Origin of the sequence: Methanobrevibacter sp. (assembly GCF_045636185.1) — an archaeon.
In the GTDB taxonomy this organism is placed as follows: domain Archaea; phylum Methanobacteriota; class Methanobacteria; order Methanobacteriales; family Methanobacteriaceae; genus Methanocatella.
Window position 1 is genome coordinate 1 of sequence record NZ_JAZTXC010000161.1, and the last position, 16,926, is coordinate 16,926.

A 16,926-nucleotide genomic window follows, 5' to 3' on the forward strand; every position below is an offset into this window, starting at 1 on the left:
GTTATCATCTTTTAAAACCATAAATAAAACAACCATAAAGTTTAATATCTATAATAATAGATTGTACTTCATAGTATATAAAATTAAAGGAAAAATAAGTAAAATAAAATTAAAAAAATAGTGACTTCGTGTCACACTCTCTTTTTTTTGATTGGGATGACTAATCCTTATGAAATAGGAACGTTAATTGATCTGCCTTGCTCTAAAGCAATGGGATAAAATAATTATTTTTTCATCTATTAATAATTTTTCCAATTTCAAATAATATTTTAAAGTCTTTATTTTTTTTCAAACTCATTAAAATATTGTTATGATATATAATATAAAATTTAAATAGTTATTTTTCTAAAAAGAGTTTATAGGGTGAGATTAACATACCTTCGTATGTGGTGATGTGTTAGTGAAAAGCAATGTTTGAACCTCCCACCATATAATGATTCACATGAGCCTATTTAAATTATTTTAAATCTCACCCTATTCTCCTAATGGTTAAACCATTAGACTTAAATGTTGAATTTTGGTATATGATATGACATCAATTAAGATGTCCATTTGTTTTTATGGTTATTTTGGTATATAAAGCTTGTTGAGGCCACTGATAAATATTGTTTTCACTGATAAATATTGTTTTCATTCATAAGAAAAAGTATTTATAGATTGATAAATCTGTTTAATTAATCGGGTACTTTTGAAAAACCCTTTAGTTTTTTGTCATCCTGTAAAAGAAAATAAAAAATAGATTATTCAGTATTAATAATCTTATTCTTTGATTTCGCCAAACCAATCGGTTTTTTTACCTACATAATACATTACAACATAAAGTATTATTAGAAAAGCAATTGAAATTACAGCATCGGTTAATGTTGGTGATGAAGTTGTTGACTGTATTCCAAGCATAACGAATAAACTGATTGTAAAATTATTCGCTGTATGTACTGCGGAACTTACTTCTATACCATTTGTTTTCCAGGTAATAAATCCAAAAAATAGTCCTGAAACAAACACTTCTATAATTCCTAGATTGTTATATCCATGGCATAATGCAAATATTATCGCTTGAAGAATCACTGCCAATACAGGTATTCCAAACCATGATCCGAAAGTTTGCATAAATAAACCACGGAATACATATTCTTCTGCAATGCACTGTAAAGGCACTAGAATTAAAGTCAGGATTAAAAAGCTCCATGAAAAATGCGCAATACCTTCCGGTCCTTTAATGGCAAAATCAATAGCTCCAAAAATCATGTACATTATAAATGGTATTATTAAAGCTTTAAAATAGAGTTTATAATTCCATCCTCCCCGTGAAGATACATATGAAGAAAATGGTCTGTCTCTGACAATTTTGGATGCAAGATAGAGGGAAGGAATCATAATAATAACTCCCAAATTTGTAAGAATTTCCCCAATTTCTGTATTTAAAATCTCATATCCTCCATTTGTAAGGGATATTATAAAGTCCTTTCCATATATTTGGCTGAAAACTAATGTTATTATTGAATCTAGTATAATCATTATTACTAAACCTAATATCAAAACAAGTATTGGTTTGTACCATTTATAGTTCTCAAAAGTTTTTGGAAAAGTAATATATTCAGATGTCTCATTATTTTCTTTCATAATTTTTATTTAAAGTTTGCTGGCATATAAAATTATGTTCAAATTTGAAATAATATGAGCATTAATAGTTTTGAATACTTCCAAAAATTTAATTAACTAATGAATTAAAACTTTATATAAAGAAAGTTATGGAAAGGTAAGTTCAATATCTTTGGTATGATAAAATGAAACTTAAGGTAAAAAGTATTTCTAATATTGGTGGAGTCGTTAAAGCTCCTCCTTCTAAAAGTTATTCTCACAGGGCAGTTATTTTAGCATCACTTGCAGAAGGCACATCTAAATTATATGATATGTTATTTTCTGAAGATACTTTGGCTTCTATTAGGGTATGTAAAACTTTAGGAGCTCAAATTACTAAAACGGATGATTATTTGGAAGTTATAGGTGCTGGTGGAAAATTGCATAATTCAAGTGATGAACCGATTGATTTGGCTAATTCTGGCACTACTCTACGTTTGATGACCAGCGTTTCCAGTTTATCTGATAATGATGTAATTTTAACTGGTGATGATTCCCTGCAGACTAGGCCAATGGACTTATTAATTGGTGCTATTAGGAATTTAGGAATTGAAGCTAAATCAATCAATGATAATGGCAAGGCTCCAATTTTAATTAAACCAGGTTATGATGGTGGTGAAACTAATATTTCAGGCAGTGTTAGTTCACAATATATTTCATCAATTCTGATTTCCTCCCCATTGTCTGATAATGGCGTTACTTTATTTGTCCTGCCCGAGTTCAAATCTCGCCCTTATGTTGATATGACATTGGATATCATGAAAAAATTCGGCGTACGTGTCTTGAAAGGGTTTTATGTTAAGCATGATGATTGTACAAAAGAACATAAGACATGTCGCATCGATGAGTTCAAAGTAAAAAAACAGAATTATAAAGCATGTGATTATACTGTTGAGGGAGATTATTCTTCTGCTTCATATCTGCTTGCCTGTATTGCTATTAATGGAGGTCATGCAAAAATTTTAAATTTATTTAAAAATTCCAAACAGGGAGATAAGTTAATATTGGATATTTTAAAAAGAATGGGTGCCGATATCACAGTTCATGATGATTATGTCGAGATTTCATCAGACGGAAAGCTTAAGGGAATTGATGTTAACTTGTCTAATGCCCCAGATTTATTGATTACAGTAGCTGTTCTTGCAGCAATGGCTGAAGGAACTACTAATATTACTGGTGTCAAGCATGCAAGAGTTAAGGAAACAGATAGAATTGATACTACTTGCAGGCAGCTTGAAAAACTCAACTGTAAGCTGGAAGAGTTTGAAGATGGTATGAGCATTACTGGCGGAGTTTCTTCAGGAACTGTTGATTCATGCGGTGACCATAGATTGGCCATGGCATTTTCATTAATCGGCCTTAAACATGATATTGAAATTATAAATGGGGAAGTCTTTGATGTGTCTTTTCCTAATTTCATTGAGTCCATGGCAGAGATTGGATTTGAATTAGAGTTGGTGTAAATGAGCAAAACGGATAGGGTTATTAAAATTGTAGAAGAATTGAATAATATTTTTGAAATTAGGGTTTTTTTAGACCATGATCCTTATAAAGTTCTCGTTAGAACTATTTTATCTCAAAGAACCCGTGATGAAAACACTGATCAGGCTACCAATAACTTATTTTCAAAATACAAGGATATTTATGAGGTTGTAGAAGCCCCTACTGAAGATGTTCAGGAATTAATCAAGCCAGCAGGTTTTTATCGCGTTAAGGCAGGTCGTATTCAGGAAGTTTCTCAAATCTTAATTGACCAGTATGGCGGTGAAGTGCCTGATACCTTGGAGGAACTTGTAAAGCTTCCAGGTGTCGGTCGTAAGACTGCTAATTGTGTTTTGGTTTTTGCCTTTGAACTACCGGCTATTCCTGTTGATACCCATGTTCATAGGATTTCTAATAGGATGGGTTTGGTCAATACTAAAAATCCTGATGAAACAGAGATTGAATTGTCCAAAATCGCTCCAAAGGAATTATGGATTAAATTAAATGACTTGATGGTTCAATTCGGACAGAATATTTGCAAACCTACATCACCGCAATGTGAAATGTGTCCTGTGAATTATCTTTGTGATTATGATGGGAGCTGATTTTTTTAGAAATATTTATATATAATAACAATGCTATATAACAATGGTTATTAAAAAAATAACTATTGTTATATTTCAACTTTAAATGTAATTAAAAATTGAGGAGGTAAAAACTATGGTAAATGTACCTGAATTAAAAAGAGGAGTTTTAGATAGTGTTGTTGATGCTATAGGTAATACTCCAATTGTTAAATTAAACAATCTTACAAAAGATTTAGATGCTGAAGTAGATGTGAAAATGGAATCCTTCAATCCAACAGGAAGTGTAAAAGATCGTGTTGCTGTTGCTATGATTGAAGATGCGGAAGAAAAAGGATTATTAAATAAAGATTCTGTAATTGTTGAACCAACTAGTGGAAATACTGGTATTGGACTTGGTTTTGCAGCTGCAGCTAAAGGTTATAAATTAATTTTAACAATGCCTGAAACAATGTCTATTGAAAGGAGAAAATTATTAGCTATTTTTGGTGCTGAAATTGTATTAACTCCAGGTTCTGAAGGAATGGGTGGAGCTATTGCAAAAGCTAATGAAATTGAAAGTGAAAATCCAAATGCTATAATTTTAGGTCAGTTTGACAATCCTGCTAATGTGGAAATTCATGCTAAAACAACTGCTCAGGAAATATTAAGAGATACTGAAGGAAAAGTTGATATTATTGTTTCAGGTGTTGGAACTGGTGGTACAGCAACTGGAATAGGTAAAGTTTTAAAAGAAGAAATTCCTGATGTAAAAATTGTTGCAGTTGAACCTAAAGATTCCCAAACATTAGGAAAAGGAGAAAAAGGACCTCACAAAATCCAAGGTATCGGTGCAGGTTTTGTTCCATCCATTTATGATGCTGAAGTTATTGATGAAATTTTCCCAGTTGCAAATGAGGATGCAGGAAACACTTTATTAGCATTGGCTAAAGAAGAAGGTATCTTTGCAGGTATTTCTTCAGGTGCTGCTACTTTTGCTGCATTAGAATTAGCTAAAAAAGAAGAAAATAAAGGTAAAAGAATTATTGCAATCTTACCAGATAATGGTGAAAGATATCTTTCAGTGGATTGGTTATTCGAATAATCACATAAATTGTGTTTAAAACTAACATTTATATAACACCTATTATAATATAACATAGTATATAAAAACTTTCTTCAGTTAAATTTGGGGTTCAGTAAATGTTAGAGAGGTTTAGAAGTGAAATTAAAGCAATTAAGGAGAAGGATCCTGCTGCCAGAAGTACTATAGAGATACTTTTATGTTATCCTGGTGTATGGGCATTATTTATGCATAGGATTAGCCATTTTCTTTGGAATCATTCCTTTAAATTGCTGGCTAGAATTAACTCTAATCTGGCAAGATTTCTAACAGGTATTGAAATTCATCCTGGGGCACAATTTGGAAAAAGAGTTTTTATTGATCATGGGATGGGAATTGTTGTTGGAGAAACAACAATTGTCGGAGATGATGTATTAATCTATCAGGGAGTTATTCTTGGTGGTACAACAACTCAAAAAACTAAAAGGCATCCAACCATTGAAGATGGTGTAATTATTGGTGCTGGTGCCAAAGTAATGGGTAATATCACTATTGGTAAATATTCAAAAATTGGTACTGGTGCTGTTGTTCTTAAAGATGTTCCCCCTGAATCAACCTGTGTTGGTGTCCCTGGAAGAATTGTTAAAAGTAAGGGTAAAAGTCATGTTGTTGATTTGGAACATAATAAATTACCTGACCCTGTCGCTGAAGCAATAAGATCTTTAGAAAAGCAAATAAAAGAAAATGAGGAAATTATTAAAATTTTACTTGATAAACATGACCTCTGTTTAAATGATGGTATTGTTGAAGAAGTCGATTGTGGAGATTTATTAGAAAAAGATAGTGATTAATATGAAACCGCCTTGTGAAATTGTTGTATGGTATGTAATACCAGCTATTAGATCAGAATTAGCTAAAGAATTATTAAATCTTGGAATGAAGCAAAAAGATGTTTCCGAGCTTATGGACATAACCCAACCAGCAGTATCGCAATACATTACTGACAAAAGAGGTAGTGGGGTTAAATTAGGTGATGATGTAAGGCAAATGGTAAAAGACTTTGCTTTGGAGTTGTCTACTGGTGAATCTAAAAAAGCCGATTTGATTCCAAGAACATGTGCAATATGCAAAAATGTTCGGCCACAAGATATATTGCAACAATTGGACATTGATAAAGATGACATTGATGAAGACTGTCAATCTTGTATGGGGTCTGAGTCAAAATAGTAAATGGTTTTTATATTAATATTTAGAGTTGAAAAACTCTTTTATATTTAATTTTCGCTCTATTATTTAATATTATAATTAAATTTTGGATTTTTTAGTAATGTTTATATAGTATTAAGATACAATATTTTATTAGACTTTAATTTTTTATTGGCAAGTTAACCGAGTGGCTTAGGTGCGTGGCTGCAGACCATGAAACAGGGGTTCAAATCCCTTACTTGCCTCTATTATTATAACTATTTTTTGAGGGATTTTTTATGGATATTTACTCTACTTTAACTCGTAGTAAAGAGAATTTTGAAACTATGAACAAAAATCGTGTAAACTTTTTTGTTTGCGGTCCTACTGTTTATGATGATGCCCATATTGGTCATGGAAGAACCTATATTTCTTTTGATACAATAAAAAGATATTTGGAATATTCAGGATATGCTGTTTTCTATATTCAAAATATTACTGATATCGATGATAAGATTATTAACAGGTCAAAGGAATCAGGAATTCCTGCACATGATATAGCTAGGAAGTTCGAAAAAAGATACATTGAAGACATGACTAAATTAAATGTCACAGGCGTTAATTTATTCGCAAGAGCAACTGATCATCTTGATGAAATAATAGACCAAATTCAAAGATTAATCGATAAGGGATTTGCTTATGAAAGTGATGATGGTGTTTACTTTGAGATTGAAAAATTTGAAGAATTTGGAAAGTTGTCAAATCGTAAAATTGATGAGCTTGAATCCCACAGGGAGTTAGCCGAAACCACTAAAAGAAATGAACAGGACTTTGCATTATGGAAAAAAAGGGATAATGTCGATGAACCTGTATTTCCTTCTCCATGGGGTGATGGAAGACCTGGATGGCATATCGAAGATACTGCAATTACTGAATACTACTTTGGTGAACAGTATGATGTTCATGGTGGAGGATTGGATTTAATTTACCCTCATCATGAGGCAGAAATTACACAGATGGAAGCGGTAAGCGGAAAATCTCCAATGGTAAGATACTGGTTACATACCGGATTTTTAAATGTAAATGGAGAAAAAATGTCAAAATCCTTGCATAATTTCATCACTATTCGTGAATTGCTTGAAGACTGGGATGCAGATACGTTCAGGTTCTTTGTTTTATCAACTCACTACAGAAGTCCTATTGATTTTTCAAAAGATTCACTTCACCAGTCTGAAAAAAGTTTGGAAAGGATTAAAAAATTCTATTCTGCATTGGATGTTGAAGCAAGTGATGTCGAATCAGATTTGGAAGCATTAACTGAAGCTCGTGATGAATTCTTTAATAGTATGGATGATGATTTCAACACTCCTAAGGCTATTGCTGCAATATTCAAATTAATTACTGCAACTAAAAATGAAGAATTGGCTGAAAATGATAAGATAGCTATTAAAGCATTTTTGGATGATGTTTCTCAAATATTGGGTATTGACTTCTATTTAGAAGAAACTTCAGCAGGTTCAGATGATTTATTTAATTTAATCACTGATGTAAGATCTGATTTGAGAGCAGCAAAACAGTATGAATTATCAGATAAAATACGTGATGAGTTAATTAATTTAGGTTATGAAATAAATGATTAGAAAAGGAGATTTAAATCTCCAATTCTTCTATTTTTTTAAGTGCATCTTCAAGACCTTCGCCTTTTCCACCAGCACCTCTTGCAATTATTGTTTCAATTACTTCCATTCCCATATATCCAAATGGCATGGTTTCTAATGATTTTATGTATCCGTCAAATGCATCTCCAGGATTTGCCTGGGTAAATACTTGAATTACTTTGGTACCTTCAAGGGATCTTTCAGGATTTTGTGAAATCATATAGAATCTGTCGATTACTGTTTTAGCCTGTGCAGTTATTTGGCCATAGTAAATTGGGCTTGAAAAAATTAAAAGGTCTGCATCTTCTATTTTTGCTATGATGTCTCTTGTGTCATCGTCTTTTACGCAGTCTCCTTTTTGACAGCCTAAACATGCATTACAGTATCCTAAATTCATGTCATTTAAGAATAATACTTCTGTTTCACCGTCTATTTTCTCAGCTAGTTTGTTTACTAGTATATCACAATTTCCATTTTTACGTGGACTTCCGATTAAAGCTATAGTTTTCATATAAAATACTCTCCTATAATTATCATTTTGTTTTGATTTAACTTAAAATTTTTGAAAAATATGGTAGGGTTTATATACTATAATAACATAAGTTATGTTATATAACACTGTTTATTTTCATTTCAAACCAAAAATTTTGGTTTACCAAAACATTTATATATAAAAAATAACTATTGTTATATTGTCATTATAACATATGACATATTTTTAAGAAAAGTTATTAAGGTGATTATTAAATGAGTAAAAAAGATTATGGATTAGCAACTTTAGGTGTAAGAGCAGGTCAAATACCAGATCCCGTTACTGGAGCACAAGCAGTGCCAATTTATCAGACAACTTCGTATGTATTTAAAGATTCAGATGAAGCTGCTAGACGTTTCGCCCTTCAAGAATTTGGTCAAATTTATTCAAGACTTACAAATCCAACTAGTGATGTATTTGAAGCAAGAATTGCTGCTATTGAAGGCGGTAATTCCGGTATTTCAACATCCAGTGGTCTCGCAGCAATTACATACGCAATATTAAATGTCACACAACCTGGAGACAATATTGTATCTGCTGATAATTTATACGGTGGAACTTACCAATTGTTTGACTACACTTTAAAAGATTTGGCAAGAGAAGTTAAATTCGTTGATTCTCAGGACTTACAGGCTTTTGAAGATGCAATTGATGAAAAGACTAAAGCTATTTACTGCGAATCTATAGGTAATCCAAAATTGGATGTTCCTGATTTTGAAGCATTAGCAGAAATTGCTCACAGTCATGACATTCCATTGATTGTCGATAACACTGTTGGTGTGGGTTTAGTAAGGCCTTTAGAACATGGTGCTGATGTAATTGCAGCATCTGCAACAAAATATGTTGGAGGACATGGTACTGCTGTTGGAGGATATATTGTTGACTCAGGTAAATTCAACTGGGGAAACGGTAAATTCCCTAACTTCACAGAACCTGATCCAAGTTATCATGGATTAGTATTCTGGGATTCCTTTGGAGATGTTCCTGAGCTTGGAAACCTTGCATTTACTGTAAGAATCAGAGCAAGATTGTTAAGGGATATTGGAGCTACTCAAGCACCTGTACACAGCTTTATTTTCTTACAAGGTCTTGAAAGCTTAGATGTACGTGTAAAAAGACATTCAGAAAATGCTTTAAAAGTAGCAAAATTCTTAGAATCCCATCCAAAAGTAAAATGGGTAAACTATCCAGGATTGGAATCACATCCAACATATGAAACTAATAAAAAATACTTGAAAGATCATTTTGCAGGTATTTTAGGATTTGGTGTAGAAGGTGGAGAAGAAGCAGGTAGAAAAGTCATTGAACATTTAGAATTATTCTCAATTCTTGCAAATATTGGAGATGCAAAAAGTTTAGCTATTCACCCTGCAAGTACAACACATCAACAATTAACTCCTGAAGAGCAAGAGGCTACTGGTGTAACTCCTGATTTCATCAGATTATCTATTGGTCTTGAAGACGTTAATGATTTAATCGATGATTTAAGTCAAGCTTTAGATAAGCTTGACTAAGCTTACCTTCTTTTAATATAAAAATTATTTAAAAATAAAGTTTAACTATCAAAAAAACAACTGGGAGAATGAGAATGTATCTAGATAATTCAGCAACCACACAAGTTAGTGAGGAAGTTTTTGAAGAAATGAAACCGTATTTCACAGAAGAGTTTGGAAACCCTTCCACTCTTTATGGAATTGGTCGTGAATCAAAAAAGGCTTTAGAATTGGCTCGTAAAAGAGTAGCTGATGCAATTAATGCAAAACCTGAAGAAATTATCTTTACAGGGGGAGGATCTGAATCTGATAACTTAGCTATAAAAGGAATAGCTTTTAAATTGGCTAAAAAAGGTAAACACATTATCACAACAGATATTGAACACCCTGCCGTTAAAGAAACTCTTCACTTTTTAGAATCACTTGATTTTAAAGTTACTTATTTGCCAGTTTATGAAAATGGAATAATAAAAATAGATGATTTAAAGGATGCTATAACTGATGAGACAATTTTAATTACAGTAATGCATGCAAATAATGAAATCGGAACCCTTCAGCCAATTGAAGAAATCGGTAAGATTGCTCGTGAAAAGGGCATTAAATTCCATACCGATGCTGTTCAAAGTTTCGGTAAAATTGATGTGGATGTTGAAAAATTAAATGTGGATTTGCTTTCTTTATCTTCCCATAAAATTAACGGTCCAAAAGGTGTTGGAGCATTATATATTAAAAAAGGAACCCGTGTTGTCCCGCTTATACATGGTGGTGGGCAAGAAAGAGGCATTCGTGCAGGAACTGAAAATGTTCCTGGAATTGTTGGATTTGGAAAAGCATGTGAACTTGCAGTAAGTCAATTAGATGAACACTATAAAAAACTATCTGCAATGAGGGATGAACTGATTGAAAAGGTTTTAACTACAATCCCTGAAGCTTACTTAAATGGTGATGAAGAGATTAGATTGCCGAATCTTGTCAACTTCAGATTTAAGGCGATTGAAGGTGAATCTTTAATTCTTTTGCTTGATGCAAAAGGTTATCAGGCTTCAACCGGTTCAGCATGCTCATCAAATAAGTTAGAAGCCTCACCTGTGTTGACAGCATTAGGATTAGACCCTGTTGATGTCCACGGATCTTTAAGAATTTCTTTGTCTCCTGAAAGTGATACTTTCGATATTGATGAATTTGTAGATATAATTGCTGAATCAGTAAAAAGATTAAGACAAATGTCTCCTTTATGGAATCAAGAATTGGATTATGACAATATTATGTGTAAAAAACACAGCGATACATGTAAGAGGTGTTAAACATGGATTATTCAGAAAAGGTAATGGATCACTTTGCAAATCCTAGAAACTGCAGATTAATGGAAGATGCAGATGGCGTTGGAACTGTAGGAAATCCAACATGTGGAGATTTAATGACGATTTACATTAAAGTTAATGATGATGAAGTAATCGAGGATATTAGTTTCCAAACATTCGGATGTGGTGCAGCAATCGCTACCAGCAGTATGATTACTGAATTAGCTGTTGGAAAAACCTTGGATGAAGCATTGGATATTTCACGTAATGATGTAGCTGAAGAACTTGACGGTCTCCCTCCTATTAAAATGCATTGTTCAAACCTTGCAGCAGATGGTCTTCAGGCAGCTATTGAAAATTATTACGAAACCCATCAAAGTTAAATATCAATGAATATATACATAATTACACTCAATAATGGAGTTGTTTATTATGGCAAAAATATTAAAATGTGATGATTGCGGAAGCATTATTCAAGTTTTAGCAGAAGATGACGGCGATACATGTGATACTCATATGTTCGAGTTCCCTGCACAAACTGAAGGAGAAAAATCTCCTAAACACAAACCTGTAGTTGAAATCGATGGTGATAAAGTAACCGTAAAAGTCGGTGAAGCTGCTCACCCAATGGATGATGACCATTACATCCAATTTTTAATTGTTGAAGCAGGTGCTGAACAATATGCAAAATGCTTCAAACCAGGTGATGTTGCAGAAGCAACTTTCACAGTAAACTCTACTGATGATATTAAAGCGTTAGCATTCTGTAATTTACACGGACTCTGGTCCAGTGAATAGATTTTAAGAATTTATTTCTTAAAATTTTTCTATTTTTTTTATAACAAAGTTTTTATAATATCTTTTTTTAAATATTATATTGTGTCTAATTATAGTAAAGTGATAATTTTTATTGTTATTTTAATCGTTTTTTCAGGTGCGGTAATTTATTTATATGGTACTGAAAATAGCATGAATAGTTCAATGCCGGATATTAGTTCAAGTATTGTTAATGGAGATTCGAACTATAATGAAGCTGTTGATTTAGTAAATAGTAAGAATTATGATGAAGCAAGAAATAAAGCCACTTCGGCGGAAAATAATTATAATAGGAGCATTAATTTATTAAGTAGCGTCATGACTAATTTGGATTATGACACTAATGATGTTCAAAAAAATTATCTTAATACAATATTTAAAGAGCTTGAACTTAAAGTTAATGCTACATATCATTTATCAGAAGCTATTGACCATTTTGAATACAAAGAAAATAGAGCAGGTAATGAATATGCTTCTCAAGCTAATGATTATATGAATCAGGCCTTAGAATTTCAGAATATTAGAAATGATTTGGTTAAGACTAACCCTGATTATTTTAAATGAGGTTTTTTTTATGAAAAAGAATTGTCCAAAATGCAACGGTTCAGGAGTTATCGTTGTAGATTATAAAGAATGTTCTAGCTGTGGAGGAACTGGATATGAAGAGGACTCTTTTGATGTTGGAAATCATTTTAAAGGAGTAAATAATAAAGCTAGAGCAAAATTTGATTTAGGTTCAGACCAGGATGTTCCATGTGAAGCATGTAATGGAAAAGGTCAAGTTGAAGTTTATGAAGACTGCAAATATTGTAATGGAACCGGCCAGATTAATGTTTGCAGGGATTGCGGAAAACCTTTAGATGAAAAATATGATATATGTGCTGATTGCGGAGCTAAACGTAAGGAAGATAAAATGAGAAGAAAAGAGGCTGAAGAAAAGCGTATTGCTCGTGAAAAAGAAGTTAAAGATGTTTATATTTTGGATTCATTAGTTGAAATGCGTGATATTGATCGTGATAAATTATATAAGGGTAAAATTACCAGAATTGAAAAATATGGTGCTTTTGTTACTTTAAATAATAATGTCTGGGGATTGATGAGAGGAGAAGTTTCAGGTTATAATGTTGGTGAAGAGGTAATTGTATTTGTAACTTCTATTAAATCAAGAGAAGGTAAAATTGATTTTGCCCCAGCCTATGTTAGAAATCATCGTATTATTAAATTAACCAAGTCTATTCCTCGTACTGTCGTAGAGAATTTGGATACTAAGATGGGTAAGATGGTCCGTATTGATGGTGAGGTTTTGCAAGTACAACAAACATCAGGACCTACAATTTTCACTGTCACTGATGAAACAGGTGTGGCTGAGGTAGCCGCTTTTGATGAAGCGGGTGTTAGGGCTTATCCTGAAGTTTCAGAAGGTGATGCCGTTGAAATTTTAGGAGAAGTTAATCAGCATGGTGGAAAAACTCAGATTGAGTCATCTTCAATGGTAAAACTTGAAGGAACTAAAAAAGATGATATCTTAAAATTAATTGATGATGCATTAAATGAAAAAGCCAAACCTGAAGATGTCGATTTCTTGGTCAAAAGTGATATTTTAAACAAGCTTAAACCAAAGATGAGAGAAGCTGCTCAAAAAATCAGAAGAGCCATTCTGGATGGCAGGACTGTTTTGTTAAGACATCATAATGATGCTGATGGAATATGTGCTGGAGTTGCTATGGAAAAGGCTGTTGTACCTTTGATTGAAGAGATAAATCCTAGTAATGATGCTCAATATTATTATTTCAAACGTTCTCCATCAAAAGCTCCATTTTATGAGCTTGAGGATGTAGTTAAAGATTTATCATTTGCTTTAGAAGATCAGGAAAGGCATGGTCAAAAATTGCCATTGATTGTTTTATTGGATAACGGATCTACTGAAGAGGATATTGTTGCATTGATGCAAGCCAAAATATATGATATTGAAGTTATTGTTATAGACCATCACTCACCGGGTGATTTATTGACTGTTGATGAGGTGGATGGTGAAATTGTTGGAGCTACAGTTGCCGTTGATGAATATGTGGATACTCATGTAAATCCATATCTTGTTGGTGGAGATTCACAATTAACCGCTGGTGCTTTAGCAACGGAAGTGGCTCATATTATAAATCCTCAAGTTAAAGGATTAATTCAACATTTGCCGGCCATTGCAGCGTTGGGAGACCGTGCAGAATGTGGTGAGGTATATCAATATCTGGAGCTTGCTTATGAGAAAAAATTTACAAAAGAACATTTGGCAAAGATTGCTGAATGTATTGATTTTGAATCTTATTTCTTAAGATTTATGAATGGTAGAGGAATAATGGATACTATTCTTGCTGTTGATAATTTTGATAAGCATTATAAAATGATAGATGCATTATATAAGGAGTATGAAAAAAGAATTGATACTCAACTTAAAGCGGTGCTTCCTAATATTAAAAAGACACAACTGGATAATGGAATTTACTTTAATCTGATTGATGTGGAGAAATATGCACATAAATTTACATTCCCTGCTCCTGGAAAGACCTGTGGTTTTGTTCATGACAGGATGATAAAGGAAATAGGTGAAGACAAGCCTATTGTTACTTTAGGCCATGGTCCTGATTTTGGAGTATTCAGGGCTACTGATGCGGTTAACGAAGAATTTGGATTCAATGTTAATGATATTGTTTCAAATCTGGCCGTTAAAGTTCCTTCAGCAGGTGTTGACGGAGGGGGACATGAATGTGCAGGTTCTGTAAAATATATTGAAGGATTGGGTGAAGATATTCTGTTTGAAATTGTAAATGAGATAAAATCTTTAACCCGATTATAATATTTGATATTTATGGAATTTTGGAATTATTGTCCCAATTGTGGAAAAAGATTAGTGCCTAATGAAGAATTTTGCAATGCCTGCGGCACTAAAACAATTTCTAAAAATAATGGTTGCGAGTATATTTTTATTCCTCCAATCCATAATATCGGATTTTTCAATTTAAAAGTTGACTTTTCACCATATCTCTATTCTCAAAAGGATTGCGATTATGACATTTGTTCTTGCGGTTATTTAAATGAGATTAATAATGAATTTTGTCCCCATTGTGGAGTAAGACGCTCCAGTAAAAGATTATTCAAGTTCATTAAAAAATTTGAAAAACCGAAATTAAATATTGATGATATTGAAGTTAATACTGATATCATTTGTGAATGCGGTGCTTCAAATTCTTGGGATAGTGAATTTTGTGATATGTGTGGTCGTAGATTGCAAGATGAAGATATAGAAGATGAAATTTACAGTAATTTTAATTTTGAGTATGATGATCCTATTTTTTGTGTCTGCGGTAAAGAAAATTCCCGCAATAATCAGTTTTGTGAAAATTGCGGTCTTCCATTGGATAGTTACAGTTATATAGATGATATCAAAATATTATGTGTTTGTTCTGTTTTAAATGATGTGATTGCTGATTTTTGTATTGAATGCGGTAACTCTTTAATTGAGGAAATTACTGATATTATTTGCGTTTGTGGAACAAGAAATGATATTAATGCAAGGTTTTGTTCTTCATGTGAAAAGCCTTTGAATCCTGAAAGAGTATTGAGATCTAAAATAGTGTGTAGCTGCGGTAAGATAATAGACTTCAATTCTGAATTCTGTCCTAACTGTGGTAAAAATATTAAAAAAATAATTAATAGGAAAAGAACTTTTTCTAAAGCTATTAATTCTGCTAAAAATGTGTGGCATGGTGTTTAGATGAAATATTGTGAAGTTTGTGGAACTCTAAATCTAAAAGATAATAATTATTGTACCCATTGTGGATGCAGAATAGCTGAGGAAAACATCTGTCCTTTTTGCGGTAAAAAGAATTCTGATTCCAGCAAATTCTGCATTAATTGCAATAGGCAAATTACCCCAATAGCTATTGATAGTCTTGATGATTTGTTCAGTGATTATAATTTCTCTTTATTGATAAATTCAAACTTTAGCCTATATGATTATGTTGATATTTTAAATAGGATTTTTAAAAAGTTGGATTATATTAAGATTACTGGAAAAACTGCTAAAGAGAAAATATTGCAGGTTGCAAATGTGTTTACAAGTGTTATTCCGGTATCTAGTGGAGTTGCCAAGGGAGAGTATGCAATTCAATATATTTTTTATGATGACCGTTTAGATGAGTGCTTTCAGATTTCCACTATCATACATGAATTGGCTCATTTTCTATTGTTTGATTTGGCCGTTAATATTTTATCTGAATTATTTGGTGTCAAAGCTTCCCCTGCATTAAAAAGTTTTGTTGAATATGTTTTTGTAGATTCTCAAATTCAAATAATGAATGAATTTTATGCTCATACTGTTGAAAATAGATATATTCCTATCGAATTTCAAAGATTTAATTCATATTATAAATGTGTCAGTGATTTGGGTTTTAGTGAAGAGGATTGCCAAGTTTTCATTCAATTAGGCAGTTCTTATGCTCAGGACATTATTCATTATTTAGATAAGTATATCGATGAAAATTTAAGGGAATCCATTAAATTACAATTCAAAATAGATATGGTTGAGCCAAAAGGAAACCTTACTGGTGTTTTTGATAAGGAACTGCTTGACCATGATGAAAAAAATAAGCTATTTATTGGGTTGATGGCATTTTATTTTGAAAATTTATATAATAATAAAGAAGCAAGGGAAGAGTTAGAACATATAAAATATAAATTTGAAGATTAATTATTCTTCTTTATCTTTAATAGTATCTAATACTTCTTTTCCAGTATCAGTTAATCTGTATAATCTTCCTTTACGAGCTTCTTCATTAATGCATTCAACTATCTCTTTGTTCTTAAGTTCACTGAGTACTTTTGAAATGTGATTTGTTCTAATACCGCTGTCTTTAGCAATGTTTGTTGGTATCTTTACGTCATCACCTATAGACTTTAATGTTTTCTCCCTGTATTTTGAGATTTGAACATAAGATGTCAATTTCAAAAGCTCGTCATTTTCTTTACTCATAGTTATTATTCTATATTTTCTAATATAAAAGATTTTAGAATTTTATTATTTTCAATGCATATTTTAGTAGGATAATGTACAATTTTATCCAATTTATTTTATTATTAAATTAATGGTTAATTGTGTTCAAAATGCTAATTATTTAAATAATATTTAGTATTTTTAAAAA

The 16,926-nt window shown here is 32.1% G+C and carries 17 protein-coding genes and 1 tRNA gene; 15 read left to right on the forward strand and 3 right to left on the reverse strand.

Annotated features, from left to right (window positions below; all coding sequences use genetic code 11):
• Nucleotides 1-759: 759 nt before the first annotated feature.
• Entirely contained in the window at nt 760-1,623 is an 864-nt protein-coding gene (locus ACKI3Q_RS09000; protein ID WP_407416258.1) for a CPBP family intramembrane glutamic endopeptidase, read from the reverse strand.
• Nucleotides 1,624-1,787: 164 nt separating this feature from the next.
• Between ACKI3Q_RS09000 and aroA the strand changes: the two genes are divergently transcribed.
• The 7 genes from aroA to cysS all read left to right on the forward strand — a co-directional run bounded on the left by aroA (nt 1,788) and on the right by cysS (nt 7,574).
• On the forward strand, nt 1,788-3,104 hold the full coding sequence (gene aroA / locus ACKI3Q_RS09005) for a 3-phosphoshikimate 1-carboxyvinyltransferase (protein ID WP_407416259.1): 1,317 nt from the start codon (nt 1,788-1,790) through the stop codon (nt 3,102-3,104).
• Nucleotides 3,105-3,728, forward strand: coding sequence for an endonuclease III (nth, locus tag ACKI3Q_RS09010; RefSeq protein WP_407416260.1), 624 nt, complete (start codon nt 3,105-3,107; stop codon nt 3,726-3,728).
• Nucleotides 3,729-3,843: 115 nt separating this feature from the next.
• Nucleotides 3,844-4,791, forward strand: coding sequence for a cysteine synthase A (cysK, locus tag ACKI3Q_RS09015; RefSeq protein ID WP_407416261.1), 948 nt, complete (start codon nt 3,844-3,846; stop codon nt 4,789-4,791).
• 98 nt (nt 4,792-4,889) lie between these two features.
• Nucleotides 4,890-5,600: a serine O-acetyltransferase gene (gene cysE / locus ACKI3Q_RS09020; protein ID WP_407416262.1), complete on the forward strand. Its 711-nt coding sequence runs from the start codon at nt 4,890-4,892 to the stop codon at nt 5,598-5,600.
• A 1-nt stretch (nt 5,601) separates the two neighbouring features.
• Nucleotides 5,602-5,976 (forward strand): transcriptional regulator, encoded by a 375-nt coding sequence (locus ACKI3Q_RS09025; RefSeq protein WP_407416263.1) that lies wholly within the window; start codon nt 5,602-5,604, stop codon nt 5,974-5,976.
• Nucleotides 5,977-6,128: 152 nt separating this feature from the next.
• Nucleotides 6,129-6,200 (forward strand) — tRNA-Cys (locus tag ACKI3Q_RS09030).
• Between the two features lie 33 nt (nt 6,201-6,233).
• Nucleotides 6,234-7,574, forward strand: a complete 1,341-nt coding sequence (gene cysS / locus ACKI3Q_RS09035) for a cysteine--tRNA ligase (RefSeq protein ID WP_407416264.1) — start codon at nt 6,234-6,236, stop codon at nt 7,572-7,574.
• A 10-nt stretch (nt 7,575-7,584) separates the two neighbouring features.
• On the opposite strand, the gene ACKI3Q_RS09040 is transcribed toward cysS, so the two are convergent.
• Nucleotides 7,585-8,103, reverse strand: coding sequence for a flavodoxin family protein (locus ACKI3Q_RS09040; protein WP_407416265.1), 519 nt, complete (start codon nt 8,101-8,103; stop codon nt 7,585-7,587).
• 236 nt (nt 8,104-8,339) lie between these two features.
• On the opposite strand from ACKI3Q_RS09040, the gene ACKI3Q_RS09045 reads away from it, so the two are divergent.
• The 8 genes from ACKI3Q_RS09045 to ACKI3Q_RS09080 all read left to right on the forward strand — a co-directional run bounded on the left by ACKI3Q_RS09045 (nt 8,340) and on the right by ACKI3Q_RS09080 (nt 16,475).
• On the forward strand, nt 8,340-9,638 hold the full coding sequence (locus tag ACKI3Q_RS09045) for an O-acetylhomoserine aminocarboxypropyltransferase/cysteine synthase family protein (protein WP_407416266.1): 1,299 nt from the start codon (nt 8,340-8,342) through the stop codon (nt 9,636-9,638).
• Between the two features lie 74 nt (nt 9,639-9,712).
• Nucleotides 9,713-10,921, forward strand: a complete 1,209-nt coding sequence (gene nifS / locus ACKI3Q_RS09050; protein WP_407416267.1) for a cysteine desulfurase NifS — start codon at nt 9,713-9,715, stop codon at nt 10,919-10,921.
• A gap of 2 nt (nt 10,922-10,923) precedes the next feature.
• Nucleotides 10,924-11,301 (forward strand): Fe-S cluster assembly scaffold protein NifU, encoded by a 378-nt coding sequence (gene nifU / locus ACKI3Q_RS09055; RefSeq protein WP_407416268.1) that lies wholly within the window; start codon nt 10,924-10,926, stop codon nt 11,299-11,301.
• Nucleotides 11,302-11,350: 49 nt separating this feature from the next.
• Nucleotides 11,351-11,716, forward strand: a complete 366-nt coding sequence (locus tag ACKI3Q_RS09060; RefSeq protein WP_407416269.1) for a desulfoferrodoxin family protein — start codon at nt 11,351-11,353, stop codon at nt 11,714-11,716.
• Nucleotides 11,717-11,797: 81 nt separating this feature from the next.
• Complete coding sequence (locus tag ACKI3Q_RS09065; protein ID WP_407416270.1) at nt 11,798-12,298, forward strand: hypothetical protein; 501 nt, start codon at nt 11,798-11,800, stop codon at nt 12,296-12,298.
• Between the two features lie 10 nt (nt 12,299-12,308).
• A complete protein-coding gene (locus ACKI3Q_RS09070) occupies nt 12,309-14,582 on the forward strand; it encodes a DHH family phosphoesterase (RefSeq protein WP_407416271.1) in 2,274 nt (757 codons plus the stop codon).
• A 12-nt stretch (nt 14,583-14,594) separates the two neighbouring features.
• Complete coding sequence (locus ACKI3Q_RS09075) at nt 14,595-15,500, forward strand: double zinc ribbon domain-containing protein (protein WP_407416272.1); 906 nt, start codon at nt 14,595-14,597, stop codon at nt 15,498-15,500.
• Nucleotides 15,501-16,475 (forward strand): zinc ribbon domain-containing protein, encoded by a 975-nt coding sequence (locus ACKI3Q_RS09080; protein WP_407416273.1) that lies wholly within the window; start codon nt 15,501-15,503, stop codon nt 16,473-16,475.
• Here ACKI3Q_RS09080 and ACKI3Q_RS09085 read toward each other — a convergent pair whose 3' ends face one another.
• Complete coding sequence (locus ACKI3Q_RS09085) at nt 16,476-16,757, reverse strand: winged helix-turn-helix domain-containing protein (RefSeq protein WP_407416274.1); 282 nt, start codon at nt 16,755-16,757, stop codon at nt 16,476-16,478.
• Nucleotides 16,758-16,926: the final 169 nt, after the last annotated feature.